14 protein-coding genes are annotated in these 20,527 nt (G+C 69.7%); 5 read left to right on the top strand and 9 right to left on the bottom strand.

The window, feature by feature from the left end:
* Positions 1-73: 73 nt before the first annotated feature.
* The 4 genes from nirB to BV908_RS09915 form a co-directional block, all read right to left on the bottom strand.
* Complete coding sequence (nirB, locus tag BV908_RS09930) at positions 74-2,539, bottom strand: nitrite reductase large subunit NirB (protein ID WP_103738020.1); 2,466 nt, start codon at positions 2,537-2,539, stop codon at positions 74-76.
* A 488-nt stretch (positions 2,540-3,027) separates the two neighbouring features.
* A complete protein-coding gene (locus BV908_RS09925) occupies positions 3,028-4,614 on the bottom strand; it encodes an efflux transporter outer membrane subunit (protein ID WP_103738019.1) in 1,587 nt (528 codons plus the stop codon).
* Entirely contained in the window at positions 4,611-7,778 is a 3,168-nt protein-coding gene (locus BV908_RS09920; RefSeq protein ID WP_103738018.1) for an efflux RND transporter permease subunit, read from the bottom strand. The genes BV908_RS09925 and BV908_RS09920 overlap by 4 nt, the downstream gene beginning before the upstream one ends.
* Before the next feature lie 18 nt (positions 7,779-7,796).
* Positions 7,797-9,137, bottom strand: a complete 1,341-nt coding sequence (locus tag BV908_RS09915) for an efflux RND transporter periplasmic adaptor subunit (protein WP_047350495.1) — start codon at positions 9,135-9,137, stop codon at positions 7,797-7,799.
* A 374-nt stretch (positions 9,138-9,511) separates the two neighbouring features.
* Here BV908_RS09915 and BV908_RS09910 point away from each other — a divergent pair, with 374 nt between their 5' ends.
* Both BV908_RS09910 and BV908_RS09905 read left to right on the top strand, forming a co-directional pair.
* A complete protein-coding gene (locus tag BV908_RS09910; protein ID WP_011805991.1) occupies positions 9,512-10,180 on the top strand; it encodes a DUF937 domain-containing protein in 669 nt (222 codons plus the stop codon).
* A gap of 179 nt (positions 10,181-10,359) precedes the next feature.
* Positions 10,360-10,797, top strand: a complete 438-nt coding sequence (locus BV908_RS09905) for a CBS domain-containing protein (RefSeq protein ID WP_011805990.1) — start codon at positions 10,360-10,362, stop codon at positions 10,795-10,797.
* A gap of 176 nt (positions 10,798-10,973) precedes the next feature.
* Here BV908_RS09905 and BV908_RS09900 read toward each other — a convergent pair whose 3' ends face one another.
* The 4 genes from BV908_RS09900 to BV908_RS09885 all read right to left on the bottom strand — a co-directional run bounded on the left by BV908_RS09900 (position 10,974) and on the right by BV908_RS09885 (position 14,946).
* Positions 10,974-11,777, bottom strand: a complete 804-nt coding sequence (locus BV908_RS09900; RefSeq protein ID WP_011805989.1) for an ABC transporter ATP-binding protein — start codon at positions 11,775-11,777, stop codon at positions 10,974-10,976.
* Positions 11,774-12,715 carry a nitrate ABC transporter permease gene (gene ntrB / locus BV908_RS09895; RefSeq protein WP_103738017.1) on the bottom strand — a complete coding sequence of 314 codons (942 nt, stop codon included), beginning with the start codon at positions 12,713-12,715 and terminating at the stop codon, positions 11,774-11,776. The genes BV908_RS09900 and ntrB overlap by 4 nt, the downstream gene beginning before the upstream one ends.
* Before the next feature lie 34 nt (positions 12,716-12,749).
* On the bottom strand, positions 12,750-13,994 hold the full coding sequence (locus BV908_RS09890; RefSeq protein ID WP_011805987.1) for a CmpA/NrtA family ABC transporter substrate-binding protein: 1,245 nt from the start codon (positions 13,992-13,994) through the stop codon (positions 12,750-12,752).
* Positions 13,995-14,325: 331 nt separating this feature from the next.
* On the bottom strand, positions 14,326-14,946 hold the full coding sequence (locus tag BV908_RS09885) for an ANTAR domain-containing protein (protein ID WP_103738016.1): 621 nt from the start codon (positions 14,944-14,946) through the stop codon (positions 14,326-14,328).
* Between the two features lie 160 nt (positions 14,947-15,106).
* Here BV908_RS09885 and BV908_RS09880 point away from each other — a divergent pair, with 160 nt between their 5' ends.
* Together BV908_RS09880 and tsaD are read left to right on the top strand one after the other, a co-directional pair.
* The gene (locus BV908_RS09880; RefSeq protein WP_103738015.1) at positions 15,107-16,267 is read left to right on the top strand and encodes a branched-chain amino acid ABC transporter substrate-binding protein; all 1,161 of its coding nucleotides are present in this window, start codon (positions 15,107-15,109) and stop codon (positions 16,265-16,267) included.
* Between the two features lie 77 nt (positions 16,268-16,344).
* The gene (gene tsaD, locus BV908_RS09875) at positions 16,345-17,394 is read left to right on the top strand and encodes a tRNA (adenosine(37)-N6)-threonylcarbamoyltransferase complex transferase subunit TsaD (RefSeq protein ID WP_103738014.1); all 1,050 of its coding nucleotides are present in this window, start codon (positions 16,345-16,347) and stop codon (positions 17,392-17,394) included.
* Positions 17,395-17,462: 68 nt separating this feature from the next.
* On the opposite strand, the gene BV908_RS09870 is transcribed toward tsaD, so the two are convergent.
* Positions 17,463-18,914, bottom strand: coding sequence for an aldehyde dehydrogenase (locus BV908_RS09870; protein WP_103738013.1), 1,452 nt, complete (start codon positions 18,912-18,914; stop codon positions 17,463-17,465).
* A 158-nt stretch (positions 18,915-19,072) separates the two neighbouring features.
* Between BV908_RS09870 and BV908_RS09865 the strand changes: the two genes are divergently transcribed.
* On the top strand, positions 19,073-20,500 hold the full coding sequence (locus BV908_RS09865; protein ID WP_103738012.1) for an efflux transporter outer membrane subunit: 1,428 nt from the start codon (positions 19,073-19,075) through the stop codon (positions 20,498-20,500).
* Positions 20,501-20,527 lie beyond the last annotated feature (27 nt).

The raw sequence follows: 20,527 nt of genomic DNA, 5'->3' as shown, positions 1-20,527 counted from the left end.
TATTCCTTTAGGAGCTGTTGGCGCTTGCTGGCAGGGCGTGACAGACACTTTTGGCCGAAACTCATGCCAACGTTCATGCGGGGATCTGCGTGATCGGGATGAACTGGCGCCGGTCCACCGCCGCCGGCTCGAACTCGAACCACGGGTCGGGCTCGCCCGCCAGCGCGTCCTGCAGCTCGCGCCACAGCGCCTGGCGGCCGGGGGCATCTTGGAGTACGCGGCGCTTGACGTAGTCCAATCCCACGCGGGCGACGAAATGCACCGTGCGCTCCAGGTACCAGCCCTCCAGGCGGTACAGCTGCATGAAGGCGCCCGTGTACTCCAGCACCTCCTCGGCGGTCTTGAGCTTGGTGAAGAACTGCGCCACCTCGGTCTTGATGCCGCCGTTGCCGGCCACGTACATCTCCCAGCCCGAGTCCACGCCGATGATCCCCACGTCCTTGATGCCGCTCTCGGCGCAGTTGCGCGGGCAGCCGCTGACGGCGAACTTGACCTTGTGCGGCGCGTACATGCCCACGAAGGCGTGCTCCAGGTCCTTGCCAAGCTGCGTGCTGTCCTGGGTGCCCATGCGGCACCACTCGCTGCCCACGCAGGTCTTCACCGTGCGCAGTGCCTTGGCGTAGGCGTGGCCGCAGGGCATGCCGATGTCGCGCCAGACGTTGACCAGGTCTTCCTTCTTCACGCCCAGCAGGTCGATGCGCTGGCCGCCCGTGACCTTCACCGTGGGGATCTGGTACTTGTCCACCACGTCGGCAATGCGGCGCAGTTCGGCGGCACTGGTCTCGCCGCCCCACATGCGCGGCACCACGCTGTAGGTGCCATCCTTCTGGATGTTGGCGTGGCTGCGCTCGTTGATGAAGCGGCTTTGCGGGTCGTCCCGCGCCTCCTTGGGCCAAGTGCTGGTGAGGTAGTAGTTCACGGCCGGGCGGCAGGTGGCGCAGCCGTTGGGCGTCTTCCACTCCAGGAAGCGAAACACGCCGTCCACGGTCAGCAGCCGGTGTGTGCGGATGGCTTCGCGCACGGCCTGGTGGCCGTGGTCGGTGCAGGCGCACACGGGCTTGGTCTTGGGCGTGGCGGAATAGTCGCCGCCCGCAGTGGCCATGAGGATCTGCTCCACCAGCCCGGTGCACGAGCCGCAGCTGGCGCTGGCCTTGGTGTGCTTGCGCACCTCGTCCAGCGTGAACAGGCCCTTGTCCTTGATCGCCTTGCAGATCTGGCCCTTGGTCACGCCGTTGCAGCCGCAGACCTCGTCGCTGTCGGCCATGGCGGCGGCCTTGTTCTGGCCCTGATGGCCCGCGTCGCCCAGGTGCGATTCGCCGAACATGAGCCGGTCGCGGATGTCGGCCACGCTGCGGCCGTCACGCAGCAGCTTGAAGTACCAGCTGCCGTCCACCGTGTCGCCATAGAGGCAGGCGCCCACGAGCCGGTCGTCCTTGAGCACCAGCTTCTTGTACACACCGCCGCCCTCGGCATGCGGGTCGCTGAGCACGATCTCCTCCGTGCCCTCGCCGCCCTGGAAGTCGCCGGCGGAAAACAGGTCGATGCCCGTGACCTTGAGCTTGGTGGAGGTGAGCGAGCCCTGGTAGCGCCCGATACCCCATTCCGCCAGGTGGTTGGCCAGCACCTTGCCCTGCTCGAACAGCGGCGCCACCAGCCCGTAGGCGATGCCGCGGTGCGCCGCGCATTCGCCCACGGCGTAGATGCGCGGGTCGGTCACGGTCTGCAGCGTGTCGCTGACGACGATGCCGCGGTTGACGTGCAGGTGCATCTGCTCGGCCAGGGCCGTGTTGGGGCGGATGCCCACGGCCATCACGACGAGCTGGGCGGGCACCTCGCTGCCGTCCTTGAAGCGCACCGCGGCCACGCGGCCGTCGCCGCCGGCCACCAGTTCCTGCGTCTGCGCCTGCATCAGGAACTGCATGCCGCGCTCGGCCAGCGACTGCTGCAGCAGCTTGCCCGCCACGTCGTCAAGCTGGCGCTCCATGAGCCACTCGCCCGCATGCACCACGGTGACCTGCATGCCGCGCTTCATGAGGCCGTTGGCCGCCTCCAGGCCCAGCAGGCCGCCGCCGATCACCACGGCGTGCTTGTAGCTGGCGGCAGCGTCGATCATGGCCTGCGTGTCGGCGATATCGCGGTAGGCCAGCACGCCGGGCAGCTCACGGCCCGGAATGGGCAGCATGAACGGGTTGGAGCCCGTGGCGAGGATCAGCCGGTCGTAGGGAGCCTCGACGGTGCGCCCGTCCTGCGCCACGCCATGCACGGTGCGCCGCGTGCGGTCCACATGGGTCACGGTGCACCCCGCGTGCAGCGTGATGTGGTGGTCCGCATACCAGGACCAGTCGTTGAGGACGATCTCCTCCAGCGTCTGCTCGCCCGCCAGCACGGGCGACAGCAGGATGCGGTTGTAGTTGGGGTGCGGCTCGGCGCCGAACACCGTGATGTCGTAGAGGTCGGGCGCGATCTTGAGCAGCTCTTCCAGCGCGCGCACGCCTGCCATGCCATTGCCCACCATCACCAGCCTGGATTGCTTCACCATCGTCTCCCCGGCGGGAATGCCCCGCGCAGCCACATCAACAAAAAAGGCGTCCGCACGCCGCACCGGGCAGGGGCCTGGTTGCGGGTGGGGACGCCTTCGTCCCGCGAGCCCTGCCTCCGCCGTTGGAGAGGGCACGCGCTGCGGCCTACCGTGGCCGCGCTGGCTTCAATGCAATGGGCGTGCCAGGGTGCGGCGGGGTGAGAGGTGTGCGCTCATGGGTTGGGCTGAATAGTCCGCTAGCGCTTGATGGGTAAGCGCGAGAAGCTATGGTTTTAGTAGCAATCGCGCACGTGGCCGGGCGTGGCGGGCTGCGCACCGCCGTGGTGCAAGTGGCGGCGCGATGGTGCGGGCGCTGGCGTCCTGATGGCGCCCGGACCTCGTAGGGGATGTTGTGCCGGTGGCGTGGCCCCTGCGTGCGCGCCCGGTGCACCGCAATTGAACAAAAACAGCGTCCAGCGCTTGCCCCTCAAGCGCTGCCAGCGATGGAATCAGGAGCCGCCTGCCGGCGGTGGTGTTGGGTCCGTCCAGGCGCCGCCCAGCACCTTGTAGAGCGTCACGCGGTTGACCTGCTCGGCCAGTTGCAGCGTGATCTGCGCCTGCTGTGCGGCATACAGCGTGCGCTGCGCGTCCAGCACGGCGAGGTAGTTGTCCGCACCGAGGCGAAAGCGTGCGTCCGACAGCTGCAGCGTGCGCTGTGTGGCCTGCACCAGCGAGCCCTGCGCCTGCAGGCGCTCGGTGAGCGTGGCGCGCTCGGCCAGCGCGTCGGCCACCTCGCGGAAGGCGGTCTGGATGGCCTTCTCGTATTGGGCCACGGCGGTGTCGCGCGTCACCTCGGCCACGCGCAGGTTGGCCTGGTTGCGGCCGGCGTCGAAGATCGGCAGGCGGATCTGCGGCGCGAACGCCCAGGTGCCGTTGCCGCCCTCGAACAGGCCCGACAGCGCATTGCTGGCCGTGCCCACCGAGGCCGTGAGCGTGATCGACGGAAAGAACGCCGCGCGTGCCGCGCCGATATTGGCCGTGGCGCCCTGCAGTGCATGCTCGGCCGCGCGCACGTCGGGGCGGCGCAGCAGCACGCTGGACGGAACGTCTGCAGGCACGGCGAGCAGCGCCGTTGCGGGCGCCGCGGGATCGGCCAGCGCGGGGACAGGGGACCGGGGGGCAGGACTGTCCGCAGTACCGGTGCCGGGAGCGGGCTGGGTTGCCGGCGTGGCCGGGCCCGCCATGGCCGTGACCGGCATGGCCGTTTCCACGGTGGCCACGCTGGCGGGCAACAACGCTGGGGGCACGGGCGATCCCACCAGCAGGGCCAGGGCGTTGCGGCTGCGCGCCAGCTGCGAGACGAAGGCGGCCGCATCCACGCGTGCGGTGTCGGCCGCCGACTGGGCCTGCGCCAGCACCAGGCCCGAGCTGGCGCCCAGTTCATGGCTGCGCTGCGTGAGCTCCAGGGCCTGCTGGCGCGTGCGCAGGGTCTCGCGCGCCAGTTGCAGGCGGCGCGCGTCGGCGTCCAGCGTGAGCCAGGCGCCGATCACCTCGGCCACCAGGCTGAGCTGCACGCTGCGGCGGTTCTCCGCCACGCGCAGGAACTCCTGCAGCGCGGCATCGTTCAGGTTGCGCACGCGGCCGAAGAAGTCGATCTCGTAGCTGCTGAAGCCCAGTGTGGCGCTGTACTGGCTGGTAGTGTTGGAGCGGCCCGCGGCGGTCAGGTCGTCGGCGGTGCGGCTGCGGTTGCCCGCGCCGGCCGCGTTCACCGTGGGAAAGCGGTCGGCCTGCACCACGCCGTACTGCGCGCGGGCCTTGTCGATGGCCAGTACCGCCACGCGCAGGTCGCGGTTGTTCGCCAGGGCCTGTTCCACCACCGTGCGCAGGCGGGCGTCCTGCACGAAGTCTTGCCAGGCCATGGGGCCGCCGTCCGGCAGCGCCACGGCGCCGGCGGTCGGTGGCTGGGGCAGGGGCGATGCCACCGTGTCCGGCACGGGCAGCGGCGGCGCTTCGTAGCGTGGCGCCAGGTTGCAGCCGGCCGCCAGGGCGCAGGCCAGGGCGGCGGTCACAGGCGTGAAGGGATGGGGGCGCGTCATGCGGCACTCTCCGGGTGGATGGGGGCAGGCTGGGCCGCGTCTTCCTGGCGCGAGCGGCTCTTGAACCAACTGCGGATCAGCAGGAAAAACACCGGCACCATGAAGATGCCCAGCACCGTGGAGGCCACGGTGCCGCCCAGCACAGCCGTGCCGATGGCATTGCGCCCGCCTGCGCCGGCGCCCGTGCCCAGGGCTAGCGGCACCACGCCGAAGCCGAAGGCCAGCGAAGTCATGAGGATGGGGCGCAGGCGCATGCGCACGGCTTCCAGCGTGGCATCCAGCAGCTTGCGGCCCTGTTCCTGCAACTGCACGGCAAACTCGACGATCAGGATGGCGTTCTTGGAGGCCAGGCCCACCGTGGTGATCAGGCCGACCTGGAAGTACACGTCGTTGGCCAGGCCCCGCGTCCAGGTCGCCAGCAGCGCGCCCAGCACGCCCAGCGGCACGGCCAGCATCACCGACAGGGGCACGGTCCAGCTCTCGTACAGCGCGGCCAGGCACAGGAACACGAACAGGATCGAGATGGCGTACAGCAGCGGCGCCTGCGCGCCGGATTGGCGCTCCTGCAGCGAGGCGCCCGTCCATTCGTACGCAATGCCGGGCGGCAGGCCCTTGAGGATGTCCTCCACGATCTTCATGGCCACGCCCGAGCTGACGCCCGGCGCGGCGCTGCCCACCATCTCATAGGCGGGCGCGCCGTTGTAGCGCATGAGCTGCGGCGAGCCATAAGCCCAGTGCGCCTTGGAGAAGGCGCCGAACGGCACCATCTCGCCGTTCTTGTTGCGCACGGTCCACTTGCCGATGTCCTGCGGCAGCATGCGGTGCGGCGCATCGCCCTGGATGTAGACGCGCTTGACGCGGCCGTTGTTCAGAAAGTCGTTCACGTAGGTGCCGCCCATGCCGCTGGAGAGCACGCTGTTGATGGCGTCGTAGCTCAGGCCCAGCGCGGCGGCCTTGCGGTCGTCGATGTCCAGGCGCAGCTCGGTGGCGTCGTCCAGGTTGGTGGTGCGCAGGTTGGTCAGCTCGGGGTGCTTGCGCGCCTCGGCCAGGAACCGGTCCTTGGCGGCCAGCAGCGCCTCGTGCCCCAGGCCGTTGATGTCCTTGAGCATGAAGTTGAAGCCCGCGTTGGAGCCCAGGCCGCGCACGGCCGGCGGTTGCGACACGAAGATGCGCGCGTCGCGGATCTTGGCCAGCTCCTGGGTGGCGCGGTGGGCGATGGCCGCCGCGGACTGGCTGGCCAGCGGCCGCTGATCCCAGGGCTTGAGGCGGATGAATGCGCGCGCCGAGCTCTGGTCGCCGTTCAGGCCCGAGACCTGGTTGAAGCTGATGACCTCGGGCACGTCCTTGAAGTACAGATTCACCTGGTCCAGCACGTCCTGCAGCCGCGCGTCGGTGGCTCCAGCGGGCAGGTTGACGTTGGCCAGGATGTAGCCCTGGTCTTCATCGGGCAGGAAGGCCGTCGGCACGCGGCCGATGATCCACCACACGGCCAGGCAGATGGCGGCAAAGATCAGCAGCATGCGCTTGGCGCGGTGCAGCATCCAGCGCACGCCGCGCTGGTAGCGCAGCGTGTTGGTCTCGAAGTGGCGGTTGAACCAGAGGAAGAAGCGGTCGTTCAGCCCCAGCAGGCCGCGGCGCACCTGCGGGTCCTTGCCCAGGTGGGCGGACGGCTTGAGGATGCTGGCGCACAGCGCCGGCGTGAGCGTGAGCGCCACCAGCACCGACAGCGCCATCGCCGCCACGATGGTGATGGAGAACTGCCGGTAGATCACCCCCGTGGAGCCGCCGAAGAACGCCATCGGCACGAACACCGCCGACAGCGTGAGGCCGATGCCCACCAGCGCGGGCGTGATCTCGCGCATCGAGTGGCGCGTGGCCTCTTTGGGCGAGAGGCCCGACTCGTGCATCACGCGCTCGACGTTCTCCACCACCACGATGGCGTCGTCCACCAGCAGGCCGATGGCCAGCACCAGCGCGAACATGGTCAGCGTGTTGATCGAGTAACCCGCCGCAGCCAGCACGCCGAAGGTGCCCAGCAGCACCACTGGCACGGCGATCGCAGGGATCAGCGTGGCCCGGAAGTTCTGCAGGAAGATGAACATCACGATCACCACCAGCACCATGGCCTCGCCCAGCGCGGTGGCCACTTCGCGGATCGAGGCGCGCACGAAGGGCGTGGAGTCGGAGCTGACGAAATAGTCGATCTGGTTGGGAAAGTAGGGCTTGAGCTCCGCCAGCTTGGCGGCCACGGCGTCCGACACCGCCATGGCGTTGGCGCCGTCGGCCAGCACGATGCCCATGCCCGCGCCCGGGCGGCCGTTGAGCTTGGCCTTGACCGACAGGTTATCGGGGCCCAGTTCCACGCGCGCGACGTCCTTCACCGTGACCACCGAACCGTCGGTGGCGGTCTTGAGCACGATGTCCTCGAACTCCTGCACCGTCTGCAGCTTGGTGCGCGCGGTGATGGTGGCGTTGAGCTGCTGGTCGGGCACGGCGGGCAGCGCGCCGAGCTGGCCCGCCGAGACCTGTGCGTTCTGCGCGTTCAGCGCGCTGATCAGGTCCGACGGCATGAGCTGGAATTTCTCCATCTTGGCCGGGTCCATCCACAGGCGCATGGCGTAGAAGGTGCCGAACACGCGAATGTCGCCCACACCGTCCAGGCGGCCGATCACGTCCACGAGGTTGGAGTTCAGGTAGTCCCCGATGTCCACCGCGCTCATGTTCGGGTCGCCCGAGAAGAAGCTGTAGGTGACCAGGTAGTCCTGCCCGCCCTTGTTGACGAACACGCCCCGGCTCTTCACGGCATCGGGCAGGCGGTTCATGGCCGACTGCAGCTTGTTCTGCACCTGCACCTGGGCCACGTCGATGTTGGTGCCCGGCGCAAACGTGAGGGTGGTGGCCGAGCGGCCCGACGCATCCGACGTCGAGCCCATGTAGATCATGTTGTCGATGCCCTTGAGCTGCTGCTCGATGATCTGCGTGACCGAGTTTTCCACGGTCTCGGCCGAAGCGCCCGTGTACTGCGCGGAGATGGTCACGCGCGGCGGTGCGATGTCGGGGTATTGCTCCAGCGGCAGCGTGAAGATCGCCAGGCCGCCCGCCAGCATGATGATGATGGACAGCACCCACGCGAAGATGGGGCGGTTGATGAAGAACTGGGCCATGTGCGCCTGACCTCGTGCTCAGCGGGATGCGCCGGGGCGGGCGGTGATGTCCACGCTCTGGCCCGCCGCGGGGGTGGCGCTGGCGGCGGGTGCTGGCGCCGCGGCGGCCGGGCCCTTCTTGGTGTTCAGGTCCACCACCTGGGGCGCCACCTTGTCGCCGGGCTTGATGCGTTGAAAGCCATCCACCACCAGGCGCTCGCCGGGTTGCAGGCCGCTGTCCACCAGCCAGCGGTTGCCCAAGGCGCGCGCCAGTTCCACGGGGCGCTTCTCGACCACGTTGTCGGCGTTGACCACCAGCACGCTGGCGCGGCCCGTCAGGTCGCGGTGCACGGACTGCTGCGGGATCAGCAGCGCGTCGCTGGCCAGGCCCGTGGGCAGCAGCGCCTGCACGTACATGCCGGGCATGAGCACGCCGTCGGGGTTGGGCACCACGGCGCGCAGCGTCACCGTGCCCGTGGTGTCGTTGACGATCACGCCCGCAAATTGCAGCCGGCCTTCGTGCGGGTAGTCGCTGCCGTCGTCCAGCCGGATGCGCACGCGCATCTGGTTGCCGTCCACCTTCTGGTAGCGGCCGGCCTCCCAGTCGCGCTTGAGCTGTACCAGCTCGGTGCTGGACTGGGTGAAGTCCACGTACATCGGGTCCATCTGCACGATGGTGGTGAGCGCATTGGCCTGGTTGGCTGTCACCAGCGCGCCAGGGGTGACGCTGGACAGGCTGATGCGTCCGGCGATGGGCGCCTCGATGCGGCTGTAGCGCAGGTTGATGCGCGCCGTCTCCAGGTTGGCGCGGGCCACGCCCACGTCGGCGCGGGCCTGCGCGGCCGCGGCCTGGCTCTCGTCATAGGCCTGGCGGCTGATGGCGTCGATCTTGACCAGTTCGGCATTGCGGCGCGCATTGGCCTCCTGCGTGCGCGCCGTGGCCTCGGCGCGGGCCAGGGTGGCCTCGGCGCTGGCCTCGGTGGCGCGCAGCGGGCGGTCGTCGATCTGGTACAGCGGCTGGCCCTTGCGCACCAGCGCACCCTCGGTGAACAGGCGCTGCTGCACGATGCCCGAGACCTGGGGGCGCACCTCGGCGGTCAGGTAGGCGCGGGTGCGGCCGGGCAAGGTGGCGTCCAGTTGCTGCGCGCGCGTTTGCAGGGTGACCACGCCCACGGCGGCGGGGCCCTGTGGCTCGGTGGCTGGCGCGTCCTTGCCGCCACAGGCCGCCAGGCCCAGCGCCAGGGCCAGGCCAGCCAGCCGCTGCGCGAGCGCGCCGTGACGGGCCGCAGAGGTGCACGAGGGGGAAAAAGCGGGTGAAGCGGAAAGACGGGGGGCGCGGGCGGGGCGCTCAATGGGCGCGGGTGTCGTCGCGTGGATCATGGGGCGAAGGCGCAAGGTCTGGAAAGGGTGGCGCAGAGCAGGAAAGCGGGGCCTGGAAGGGCGTCGCAGGGCGCTCCGCTCTGCAGGCACGCGTTGCACTTTCGCACATTGACGGCAAGGCTGCCGTGGTAGCAGCGATTCTTCATGCTTCTTTACAAGGCATTGTCAAAGGGCGTCGCGCGCCGCAGAGCCCCCACCGGCAGGATGTGGGGGTCAGCTGCTGGCGTTAAATCGGCGCTTGAGGCTTGGGTGTTCAGCGCCTAAAGCTATGTAAATGATAGCTATCGACATGCAGCGAAGCCGTGCAGCGCCTACCATGTACGCCTGACGCGGCTGCCGTGGCCGCGCATCACCGCCTGAAGGAGTTGCCTGCCATGAATACTTCCACTTCCGCATCGACCCCGCTGCTGACCCAGCAGCTTTTGCAGCACCTGCAGGGGGCGCCGCTGCAGCAGATGGCCCAGCGCCTGGGCACCGACATCGCCCAGACGCAAAGCGCCGTGGAGATGGCCCTGCCGCTGCTGCTGGGTGCCCTGGGGCGCAACGCCGAGGGGCCGCAGGGTGCGCAGTCGCTGATGGGGGCGCTGCAGCGCGATCACATGGACGCCGCGGCACCTGCGGCGCAGGGCATCGGCGGCCTGGACCTGGGCGGGCTGCTGGGGTCGGTGCTGGGCGGCGGCATGGCCGGCGGCGCCGGGCAGGGCGGCGATGCGGGCGCCATCCTGGGCCATATCTTCGGCGGTGGCCGCGAGAGGGCCGAAGCCGGCCTGGGCCAGGCCAGCGGATTGGGTGCGAACGCCGGTCAGCTGCTGCAGATGCTGGCGCCCATCGTCATGGCGTTCCTGGCGCAACGGGTGCGCAGCGACGGGCTGGACGCGGGTGGCCTGGGGCAGGTGCTGGGCCAGGAGCGCGCCCAGGTGCAGCGCACGGGCGCGCCCGGCGGCGATCTGCTGGGCAGCCTGCTGGACCAGGACGGCGACGGCCAGGTGGGCCTGGGCGACCTGTTCAAGATCGGCGGCAGCCTGCTGGGTGGGCGGCGCTGAGCGCAGCGGCTCAGGCCGCGCCTGCAGCTTCCAAAAGCATAGCTGCACTCGCCCGGCCCGTGGGCGCTGCGACCACCTGGTTGCAACAAATTTTGAACCCGGTTGCGCGCCCGCCCTGGTTCGGCGGACACTGTGGGCGCGTGTTCGGTTTCGTTCCATCCACAGCCAGGGAGGCAGCCATGACGACTGTTGCAGAAATCCTCAGAACCAAAGCCGATGGGCAGGTCCATGCCGTCGAACCTTCGGACACCGTGCTCACCGCGCTGCGGCGCATGGCCGACAAGGGCATCGGTGCGCTGCTGGTGATGGAAGGCGATCAGATCGCGGGCATCTTCACCGAGCGCGACTACGCCCGCAAGATGGTGCTGTTGGGCCGCTCCTCGGGCGACACCCCGGTGAGCGAGGTGATGACGCGCGCGGTGCGCTTCGTGCGGCCCGCGCAGAGCGCCGAGCAGTGCATGGCGCTGATGACAGAAAACCGGCTGCGGCACCTTCCGGTGGTGGAGGGCGGGCGCGTGGTGGGGCTGGTGTCCATCGGCGACCTGGTCAAGAGCGTGATTTCGGAGCAGCAGTTCATCATCGAGCAGATGGAGCTTTACATCACGGGGGTGCGGTGACGGTGTTCCGGGCGGGCCTGTGCCGATCGGGGCGCGGGCTCTGTGAAGCCCTGCGGTGTGAGTTTCTTCGTCGCTGGCCGGGACTCGCCCCGGCCAGCGGCATGAAACCCAAGGGCAAATGATCAAAAACAATAGCTGCCAGCGCTTACCCAGCAAGCGCTAGAGCCCAAAAACCCTCAAGCCGCTCTCTCCACGTGCCCCTGCCGCGTGTAGAGAAAGTCGATCACCGCCTTGCGGCACTGCAGGTACCGCGCATCCTCCGCCAGCGCCACCCGGTTGCGCGGGCGTGCAATGCCCACGTCCAGCACCTCGCCAATGGTGGCGGCGGGGCCGTTGGTGAGCATCACGATGCGGTCGGACAGCAGCACCGCCTCGTCCACGTCGTGCGTGACCATGACCACGGTGCTGCGCGTGCGCGCCACGATCTCCAGCAGCTCGTCCTGCAGCCGTGCGCGCGTGAGCGCGTCCAGCGCGCCGAAGGGCTCGTCCATCAGCAGCACCTGGGGCTCCATCGACAGCGCGCGTGCGATGCCCACGCGCTGCTTCATGCCGCCCGATATCTCGCCGGGGCGCTTGTGCGCGGCATGGGCCAGGCCCACCAGTTCCAGCGCGGCGTGGGTGCGCTCCTTCAGCCGGGCCTTGGACTCGCGCGCGCCGAACACGCGTTCCACGGCCAGGTGCACGTTGCCTTCGCAGGTCAGCCAGGGCAGCAGCGAGTGGTTTTGGAACACCACCGCGCGCTCGGGACCGGGGCCCTTGATCTCGCGCCCGGCGCAGATCAGCGCGCCGGCGGTGGGCGTGGTCAGGCCCGCGATCAGGTTCAGCAGCGTGCTCTTGCCGCAGCCCGAGTGGCCGATCAGTGCCACGAATTCGCCCCGGGCGATGGCCAGATCGATGCCGCGCAGCGCGGGAAACACGCCCTTGGCGGTGCGGAAGGTCTGCTCGACCCCCTGGATCTGCAGGAATTTTGCGTCGCTCATGATTGCACCTCCTCGAACGTGAAGGCCGTGGCCAGCCGGACCAGCGCCCATTCCAGCAGCAGGCCCACGCCGCCGATGACGAAGATGGCCACCAGGATGTTGGTGACGTTCAGGTTGTTCCACTCGTCCCACACCCAAAAGCCAATGCCCACGCCGCCGGTGAGCATCTCGGCCGCCACGATCACCAGCCAGGCCGTGCCCACGGCCAGGCGCACGCCGGTCAGCATGTAGGGCAGAACCGCCGGGAACAGGATGGTGGTGGCGATCTTCCATTCGCTCAGGTTGAGCACGCGCGCCACGTTCATGTAGTCCTGCGGCACGCGTTGCACACCCACGGCGGTGTTGATGACCATGGGCCAGATGGAGCAGATGAAGATCGTCCAGATGGCGGCCGGGTTGGCGCCCTTGAACACCAGCAGGCCGATGGGCAGCCACGCCAGCGGCGAGACGGGCCGCAGCAGGCTGATGACCGGGTTGCACATGCGCGAGAGGAACGCGAAGCGCCCGATCACGAAGCCCGCCGGTATGCCCACCAGCGCGGCCAGGCCGAAGCCCACGGCCACGCGCTGCAGGCTGGCCAGCACGTTCCAGCCCACGCCCTGGTCGTTGGGGCCGTTGCGGTAGAACGGGTCGCTGAAGATCTCCACCGCCTGCGCCCAGGTCTGCAGCGGGCCAGGAATGCTCTGGCCCGTGGTGGCCGAGACCACGGCCCACAGGCCCAGCAGCAGGCCCACGCCGCACAGCGGCGGCAGCACGGCCAGCCAGAGGGCGTTCCAGCGCTGGCGCGCGTCGCTGCGCGGGGGTGGGCTGGCAGGCCCTGAGGCTTTTGGGCCTGCAGCGCTTGTGGGATGAGTGCTGGCAGCTATCGGTTTGGGAGCATCGGACGCGCCGGCCGGCGCTTGCGGCTCCAGCGGGCTGTGAAAGACGGCACTGACCATGGTTTCTCCTGGTGGGGGTGGGGCGATCGGGGCGTCAGGCCTTGAGCTTGAAACCGTCGGCGTACTTCGCGGGGTCCTTGCCGTCCCAGACCACGCCATCCACCAGCTTGTGGCTGCGCATGTCGCTCGCGGGCAGGGGGGCCTTCGCGGCCGTGGCGGCTTGGCGGTACACGTCGGTGCGGTTGATGGCCTTGGCCACGCCCAGGTAGTCCGGGTGGTCCTTGAGCAGGCCCCAGCGCTTGTGCTGGGTCAGGAACCACATGCCGTCGGACAGGTAGGGGAAGTTCACCGCGCCGCCACCATAGAACTTCATGTGGTCGGGGTCGTCCCAGGTCTTGCCCAGGCCGTCCTGGTAGCGCCCCAGGATGCGCTGGTTGATGGCGTCCACGCTGGTGTTCACGTAGGCCTTGCCGGCGATGGTCTCGGCCATCTGGTTCTTGTGGGCCAGGCTTTCGTCGATCCAGCGGCTGGCCTCCAGGATGGCGGCCGTCACGGCGCGTGCGGTGTTGGGGTACTTTTGCACGAAGTCGGCGGTCGTGCCCAGCACCTTTTCTGGGTGGTCCTTCCAGATCGCCTGCGTGGTGGTGGCGGTGATGCCGATGCCGTCCATGATGGCGCGGTGGTTCCAGGGCTCGCCCACGCAGAAGCCGTCCATGTTGCCCACGCGCATGTTGGCCACCATCTGCGGGGGCGGTACGGTGATGACCTTGGCGTCCTTCAGGGGGTGGATGCCGTGCGCGGCCAGCCAGTAGTACAGCCACATCGCATGCGTGCCGGTGGGGAAGGTCTGCGCAAAGGTGTACTCGCGCCGTTCCTTGGCCATCAGCTGGGCCAGGCCTGCGCCGTTGACGGCCCCCTTGTCGGCCAGCTTGCGCGACAGCGTGATGGCCTGGCCGTTGTGGTTGAGCGTCATCAGCACGGCCATGTCCTTCTTGGGACCGCCCACGCCCAGATGCACGCCGTAGACCAGGCCGTAGAGCACATGGGCGAAGTCCAGCTCGCCGTTGACCAGCTTGTCGCGCACGCCGGCCCAGCTGGCCTCCTTGGTGGGGATGATCTTCACGCCGTACTTCTGGTCGATGCCCAGCACCGATGCCATGACCACGCTGGCGCAGTCGGTGAGGGGGATGAAGCCGATGCGCACCTCTTTCTTCTCGGGGGCGTCCGAGCCCTGGGCGTGCACCAGGGCACGCAGCGCGGGGCTCACGCCCACGGCGCCCACGGTGGCCGCCTGCAGCACGGTGCGTCGGGGGATTCGGGTGTGGAGCAGATCGGTCATGCAAGAGTCCTTTGGGGTCGTCAAAAAAGCAGTGCAGCAACGGAAAAAGGCGTCCTCACGCCGCGCGGCCGGCGCATGTGCGCTGTCCGGGCGGGTGGGGACGCCTTTGTCCTGGGAGCCTGGCCCTTCCGCCGTTGGAAGGGCCTGGTGCGTGACCAGCGGTGGTCACAAGGCCTATTGCAAGCGGTGTGCCATCTCTGGGGTTGCTTTCATTTTGATAGCTGTCTGCGCTTGATGGTCGGGCGTTCCAGCCCCGTTTTGTTTGAATGCTTCATGGCCGTGCGGCGCGGCATCGGATGCACCGCATTTGTGCAATGCACAAACCGGCGCATCAACCCAGCAAATCGGCCGCGTCCAGCATGCGCTGCGCCACCTCGGCCAGGCGCAGGCCGCGGTCCATGGCGGCGCGGCGCAGCCGCTCGTAGGCCTGCTGCTCGGTCAGGCCCTGGCGCTGCATCAGCAGGCCCTTGGCGCGGTCGATGGTCTTGCGCTCGTGCAGGGCGGTGCGTGCCTGCGCCAGTTCGGTGCGCAGCGCCTGTTCGTGGGCAAAGCGGGCCAGCGCCACCTCCAGGATGGGGCGGATGCGCTGCGGTGCCAGGCCCGTGACGATGTAGGCCGTCACGCCCGCGGCCAGCGCGTCCTTCACGTGGCGCGTGTCCTCGTCGTTGGTGAACATGACGATGGGGCGGGGCGCCTCGCGCGTGGCCATCACCACATGCTCCAGCGCGTCGCGCGCCTCGCTTTCGGCGTCCACGATCACCAGGTCGGGCTGCAACTGGGCCAGGCGCTCGCCCAGGAACATGTCGCCCGGCAGCGTGGCCACGAGGTTGAAGCCGTTCTCCAGCAGCCCGATGCGCAGCGCGCGCGAACGCTCGGCCTGCAGCGCCGCGTGCGCGTCGCCGTCGGCCGCCAGGTCCGGCGCCACCACCACGATCCGCAGTTGTTCAGTCATGCCGCAGGCGCCAGCAAGAAATACGCCACACCCGCCCCGATGCGTTGTGGAAGATTGCCGAAACGCGCCGGTTGGGGCCGCGGGCAATCCCCCTGGCGCGGGCGGCATCCTTTCGCGAACATCCTGTCACATATCCACATGAATGAGAGAGGAGTCGACTGTGCAGCAGGGAATCAAACGACGCGGTTTTTCCGCCAGCCTGGGGCTGGCGGCGTTGGGAGTGGGCGGGTGGATCACGGGATGCAGCAAGGTGCCGGACACCATCAAGATCGGTGTGGCGCAGCCCTTGTCCGGCCCCTTGGCGGGTCTGGGGCAGGACCTGCTCAATGGCGTGAAGCTGGCGGTGGACGAGATCAACCGATCCGGCCTGAACGTGGACGGCAAGCGCGTGACGCTGGAGGTGGTGGCGCAGGACGACCGCGCGGACGCCGCTTCGGGCAAGGCGGCTGCGCAGCAACTGCTGGAATCGGGCGTGGTGGCCGTCATCGGGCACCTGAACTCGGGCGTGAGCCTGGAGACCGCGCCCATCTATGCCGCCAAGGAGGTGCCGCAACTCATCATCTCCACCAACCCGCGCATCACGCAGCTGGGGCTGGCCACCACCTTCCGCATCGTCGCCAACGACAACCTGCAGGCGCGCGCCATCGGGGCGTTCGCGGCCGCGCAGCTCAACGCCGATGCCTACGCGGTGGTCGACGACGGCTCGCCCTACGGCAAGGGACTGGCCGAGGGCGCGGCCGCGCAGTTGCTGGCGGCCAAGAAGCACATCGCCGTGCGCCAGAGCTTCGACGACAAGACCGTGGCCTTTGCTGAACTGGCGGCCCGGCTCATGGAGGCGCAGGTGCGCGTCATCGTCTGCATGCTCAACGACTTCCAGGCGCTGGCGCTGCTGCAGGAACTGCAGAAGCTGGGCCACAGCCGTGTGGCGCTGCTGGGCGGCGACCTGGTGAAGACGGCCGACATGGCCAAGGGCATGGGCGTGATCGACGGGATCTACGCCACCTCGCCGGTGCTGGACGTGGCCGAGTTCACCACCGGCCGCCAGTTCCTGGAGAAGTACATCGCCGCCTTCCAGAAGCCCCCGGCCTATGGCGGCCACTACACCTACGACGCCGTGTACGTGGTCAGCGAGGCGATCAAGAAGGCCGGCTCCGCCGCGCCCGCCGACATCACGCGCGCGCTGCGCGGCATCAACGGCTACGCCCCCGTCACCGGCACCATGGCCTGGGACGACCGGGGCGAGCTGCGCTATGGCGCCGTGGGCGTGTACGAGCTGCGCAAGGGCCAGTGGGAGCTGCGCATGCGCTCCGACCGCTGGTAGCCGCCGTCCGGGTATGCGCGGGCGTGCGATTGCCCCCGGCCCGGCGGGCGCGGGGGGCGGCCACTACACTCGCGGGCATGAGTCAGCTGATCCTCGGTATCGAATCTTCCTGTGACGAAACCGGCGTGGCCCTGGTGCGCGCCGGCGAGGGCGGCGCCGTGCCCGTGCTGTTGGCGCATGCGCTGCACAGCCAGATCGACATGCACCAGGCCTATGGCGGCGTGGTGCCCGAGCTGGCCAGCCGCGACCACATCCGCCGCGTGCTGCCGCTGACCCGCGAGGTGCTGCGCGAATCGGGCGAGCGCCTGGAGGATGTGGACGTGGTGGCCTACACGCGCGGGCCGGGCCTGGCGGGTGCGCTGCTGGTGGGCGCGGGCGTGGCCTGCGCGCTGGGCGCAGCGCTGGACAAGCCCGTGCTGGGCGTGCACCACCTCGAAGGCCACCTGCTATCACCGTTCCTGAGCAGCGACCCACCCGAATTCCCGTTCGTCGCGCTGCTGGTGTCGGGCGGGCACACGCAGCTCATGCGCGTGGAGGGCGTGGGGCGCTACGAGATCCTGGGCGAGACCATCGACGACGCGGCGGGCGAGGCCTTCGACAAGTCGGCCAAGCTCATGGGCCTGGGCTATCCCGGAGGGCCGGCGCTGTCGCGCCTGGCCGAGCAGGGCAGCGCCACCGCGTTCAAACTGCCGCGCCCGCTACTGCACAGCGGCGACCTGGACTTCTCGTTCGCAGGCCTCAAGACCGCCGTGCTGACCCAGGCCAAGAAGCTGGGCGACGAACTGTCCGCGCGCAAGGCCGACCTGGCCGCGAGCACCGAGGCCGCCATCGTGGAGGTGCTGGTCAAGAAGACGCTGGCCGCCCTTCAGAAAACAGGGCTCCAGCGCGTGGTGGTGGCCGGCGGCGTGGGCGCCAACCGGCATCTGCGCGCGCAACTCAACGCGGCCTGCGCGCGAGCCAAGGTGCGTGTGCACTACCCCGAGTTGCACCTGTGTACCGACAACGGCGCCATGATCGCCATGGCCGCGGCCATGCGCCTGCAGGCCGGGCAGCAGCAGCCCAACCGCGATTACGCCTTCGACGTGAAGCCGCGCTGGCCGCTGGACGCCATCACGCTCGCGGCCTGAAGATATGGGTCAAAATAGGCTCCAGCGCTTGTCTATCAAGCGCTGGTAGCTCACATTTTGGTAGCAAGCTAGAACGGGTAGTGGCGCGGCGCGGTCTGCACCGTGATCCAGCGCAGTTCCGTGAACTCGCGCACGCCCGCCATGCCGCCAAAGCGCCCCCAGCCCGACTGCTTCACGCCGCCAAAGGGCATCTGCGGCTCGTCGTGCACCGTGGGGCCGTTCACATGGCAGATGCCGGACTCGATGCGTGCGGCCACGTTCCAGGCGCGCGCCACGTCGCGCCCGAACACGGCGGCCGACAGGCCGTAGGTGGTGTCGTTCGCGGTGGCGATGGCTTGCTCCACGCCGCGCACCCGCACGATCGCCTTGACCGGGGCAAAGGTCTCCTCGTGGTAGATGCGCATGGCGGGCGTCACCCGGTCCAGCAGCGTGGCGGGCATCAGCGGGGTGTCGCTTTTGCCGCCGCACACCAGCGTCGCGCCCTGGCCCAGCGCGTCGTCGATCAGCGCGTTGCAGCGCTGCACGGTGGCCATGTCCACCACCGGGCCCAGCACCACGGGGCCCTGGCGCGGGTCGCCCAGCGGCAGGGCGCGGGCGCGTTCGGCCAGTTGGTGCACGAACGCATCGGCCACAGCCTCGTCCACCACCAGGCGCTCCGTGGACATGCAGATTTGCCCCGAATTGGCGAACGCGCCAAACACGGCGGCGTTCACGGCGGCATCCACGTCGGCATCGTCCAGCACCACCAGCGGGGCCTTGCCGCCCAGCTCCAGCACCACGGGCTTGAGGTGGCGCGCGCAGGTTTGCGCCACCAGCCGCCCTACCTTGGTGGAGCCCGTGAAGTTCACGCGGCGCACGGCTGGGTGGGCCACCATGGCCTCCACCACGTCGGCCGCATCGCCGGGCGCATGGGTGATGAAGTTCACCACGCCCGCGGGCAGGCCGGCGTCGTGCAGCGCCTCGGCAATGAGGCGGTGGGTGGCCGGACAGGTTTCCGAGCCCTTGAACACCACCGTGTTGCCGCACGCCAGCGGCGTGGCAATGGCGCGCACCCCCAGGATGACCGGCGCATTCCACGGCGCCATGCCCAGCACCACGCCGGCGGGCTGGCGCACGCCCATGGCCAGGCTGCCCGGCATGTCGGACGGGATCACCTCGCCGGCGATCTGCGTGGTGAGGGCGGCGGCCTCTTGCAGCAGGTTGGCGGCCAGGTGCACGTTGAAGCCGGCCCAGGCGGCAGAGGCGCCGGTCTCGGCCGCCATGGTGGCGGCGAAGGCATCGGCGCGCGCCGTGAGGGCCTGCGCGGCGCGCTGCAGCAGGTCGCGCCGCGCGGCGGGGCCCAGCGCGGCCCACGCGGGAAAGGCCTGGGCGGCCGCGTGCACGGCGGCCACGGCGTCTTCGGGGGTGGCCGCAGCGGCCGTGGTGGCAATGCGGCCATCCAGCGGGTTGCGGCGCTCGAAGGTGGCGCCGCCCGAGGCGGGCCGGGGCGCGCCGTCGATCAGCAGGGGAAGAGGGGGCATGGGAACTCCTTTTCGAGGGGCGGCCGCGGCGGCGAGGCCACGCGGGCGTTTGGCACGCAAGTGTAGCAGCGTGCCACGCCACGGGTTCTCCGGTTTTCTTTACAAAAGTTCATCTGCCGCAGGTGGCGCTGACAAGGAGCGCTGTAACAATTGCCCTCATGTTTGCCGCAGCGCTTCCTTCTCGCTCCCGCCGTCGCCCGCGCGCTTCGGCGCCACTGGCCTTGCTGGCCGCCCTGGTGCTGGCCGGTTGCGCCACGCGGCCGCCTCCCGCGCTGGAGGGGGCGGTGGCCACTCCCGCCGCCTGGGCCGGCCAGGGGGCAGTGCAGGGCGGCGCGGCCGCGACCCCGCAAGACCTGGCCCAGTGGTGGCGGCAACTGGGCGATGCGCAGCTCACCGGCCTGGTGGAACGCGCGCTGCAGTCGCACACCAGCATGCGCAGCGCACGCGCCGCCGTGGAGCAGGCGCGTGCCCAGCGCGACGTGCAGGCCGCCGGCCTGCTGCCTTCCGTGAACGCATCGGGCTCCGCCCAGCGCAGCCGCAGCAATGGCAGCACCGGCAACACTTTCCAGGCGGGACTGGACGCGAGCTGGGAGCCCGACCTGTTTGGCCGCCTGTCCAGCGGGGTGCGCGCCAGCGAGGCCGACCTGCTGGCCGCCGAGGAAGGCGTGGCCGCCGCCCAGGTGGCATTGGCCGCCGAGGTGGCGGTGAACTACATCAGCCTGCGCAGCCAGCAGCAGCGCCTGCAGATTGCCCAGCAGAACCTGGCGGCGCAGAGCGAAACCGCGCAGATCGTCCAATGGCGTGTGCAGGCGGGGCTGGCGAGTTCGCTGGCAGCCGAGCAGGCCCGCGCCGCCGTGGAGCAGACCGCCGCCCAGGTGCCCACGCTGCAGGCGGGCATCGCGCAGGCGCGGCATGCGCTGGCGGTGCTCACCGGCCAGCCGCCCGCGGCGCTGGACGCTGCCCTGGCCGCGCCCGCGCCCGTGCCCCAACCGCCGGCGGACCTGGCGCTGGCCTTCCCCGCAGACACGCTGCGCCAGCGCCCCGACGTGCGCCAGGCCGAGCAGCGCGTGCGCGCCGCCTGGGAGCGCGTCGCCCAGGCCGAGGCGCAGCGCATGCCCAGCCTGCGCATCAGCGGAACGCTGGGCCTGCGCGCCCTCACGCTGGGCGCGCTCACGGGTGGGGGCGCCACGGTGGCGTCGCTGCTGTCCAGCGTGTCGCTGCCGGTGTTTGATGGCGGGGCGCTGCGTGCCCAGGTGCGCGCGCAGGAGGCTGCGCTGCAGCAGGCGCAGGTGGGCTACGAGGAATCGGTGCTCGGCGCGCTCAAGGATGTGGAAGATGCGCTCGTCGCGCTGCAGGGCGACCGTGACCGTCTGCAGCGCCTGTCCGCCGCGGCCGAGGCTGCGGGCAACGCGGCGCTGCTGGCGCAGAACCAGTATGCGAGCGGGCTGGTGGACTTCCAGACCGTGCTGGACACCCAACGCACGCTGCTGTCCGCGCAGGACAGCGTGGCCAGCACGGCCGCCAGCGTGAGTACCGACCATGTGCGCCTGTACAAGGCGCTGGGAGGCGGCTGGCCCGCGCCCTGAGCGGCCCCCCCAAAAAACCTGCTGAAT

This window comes from Diaphorobacter sp. LR2014-1 (assembly GCF_002916785.1).
Lineage (GTDB): Bacteria > Pseudomonadota > Gammaproteobacteria > Burkholderiales > Burkholderiaceae_C > Diaphorobacter > Diaphorobacter nitroreducens.
This window is presented reverse-complemented; position numbering and strand designations above follow the sequence as displayed.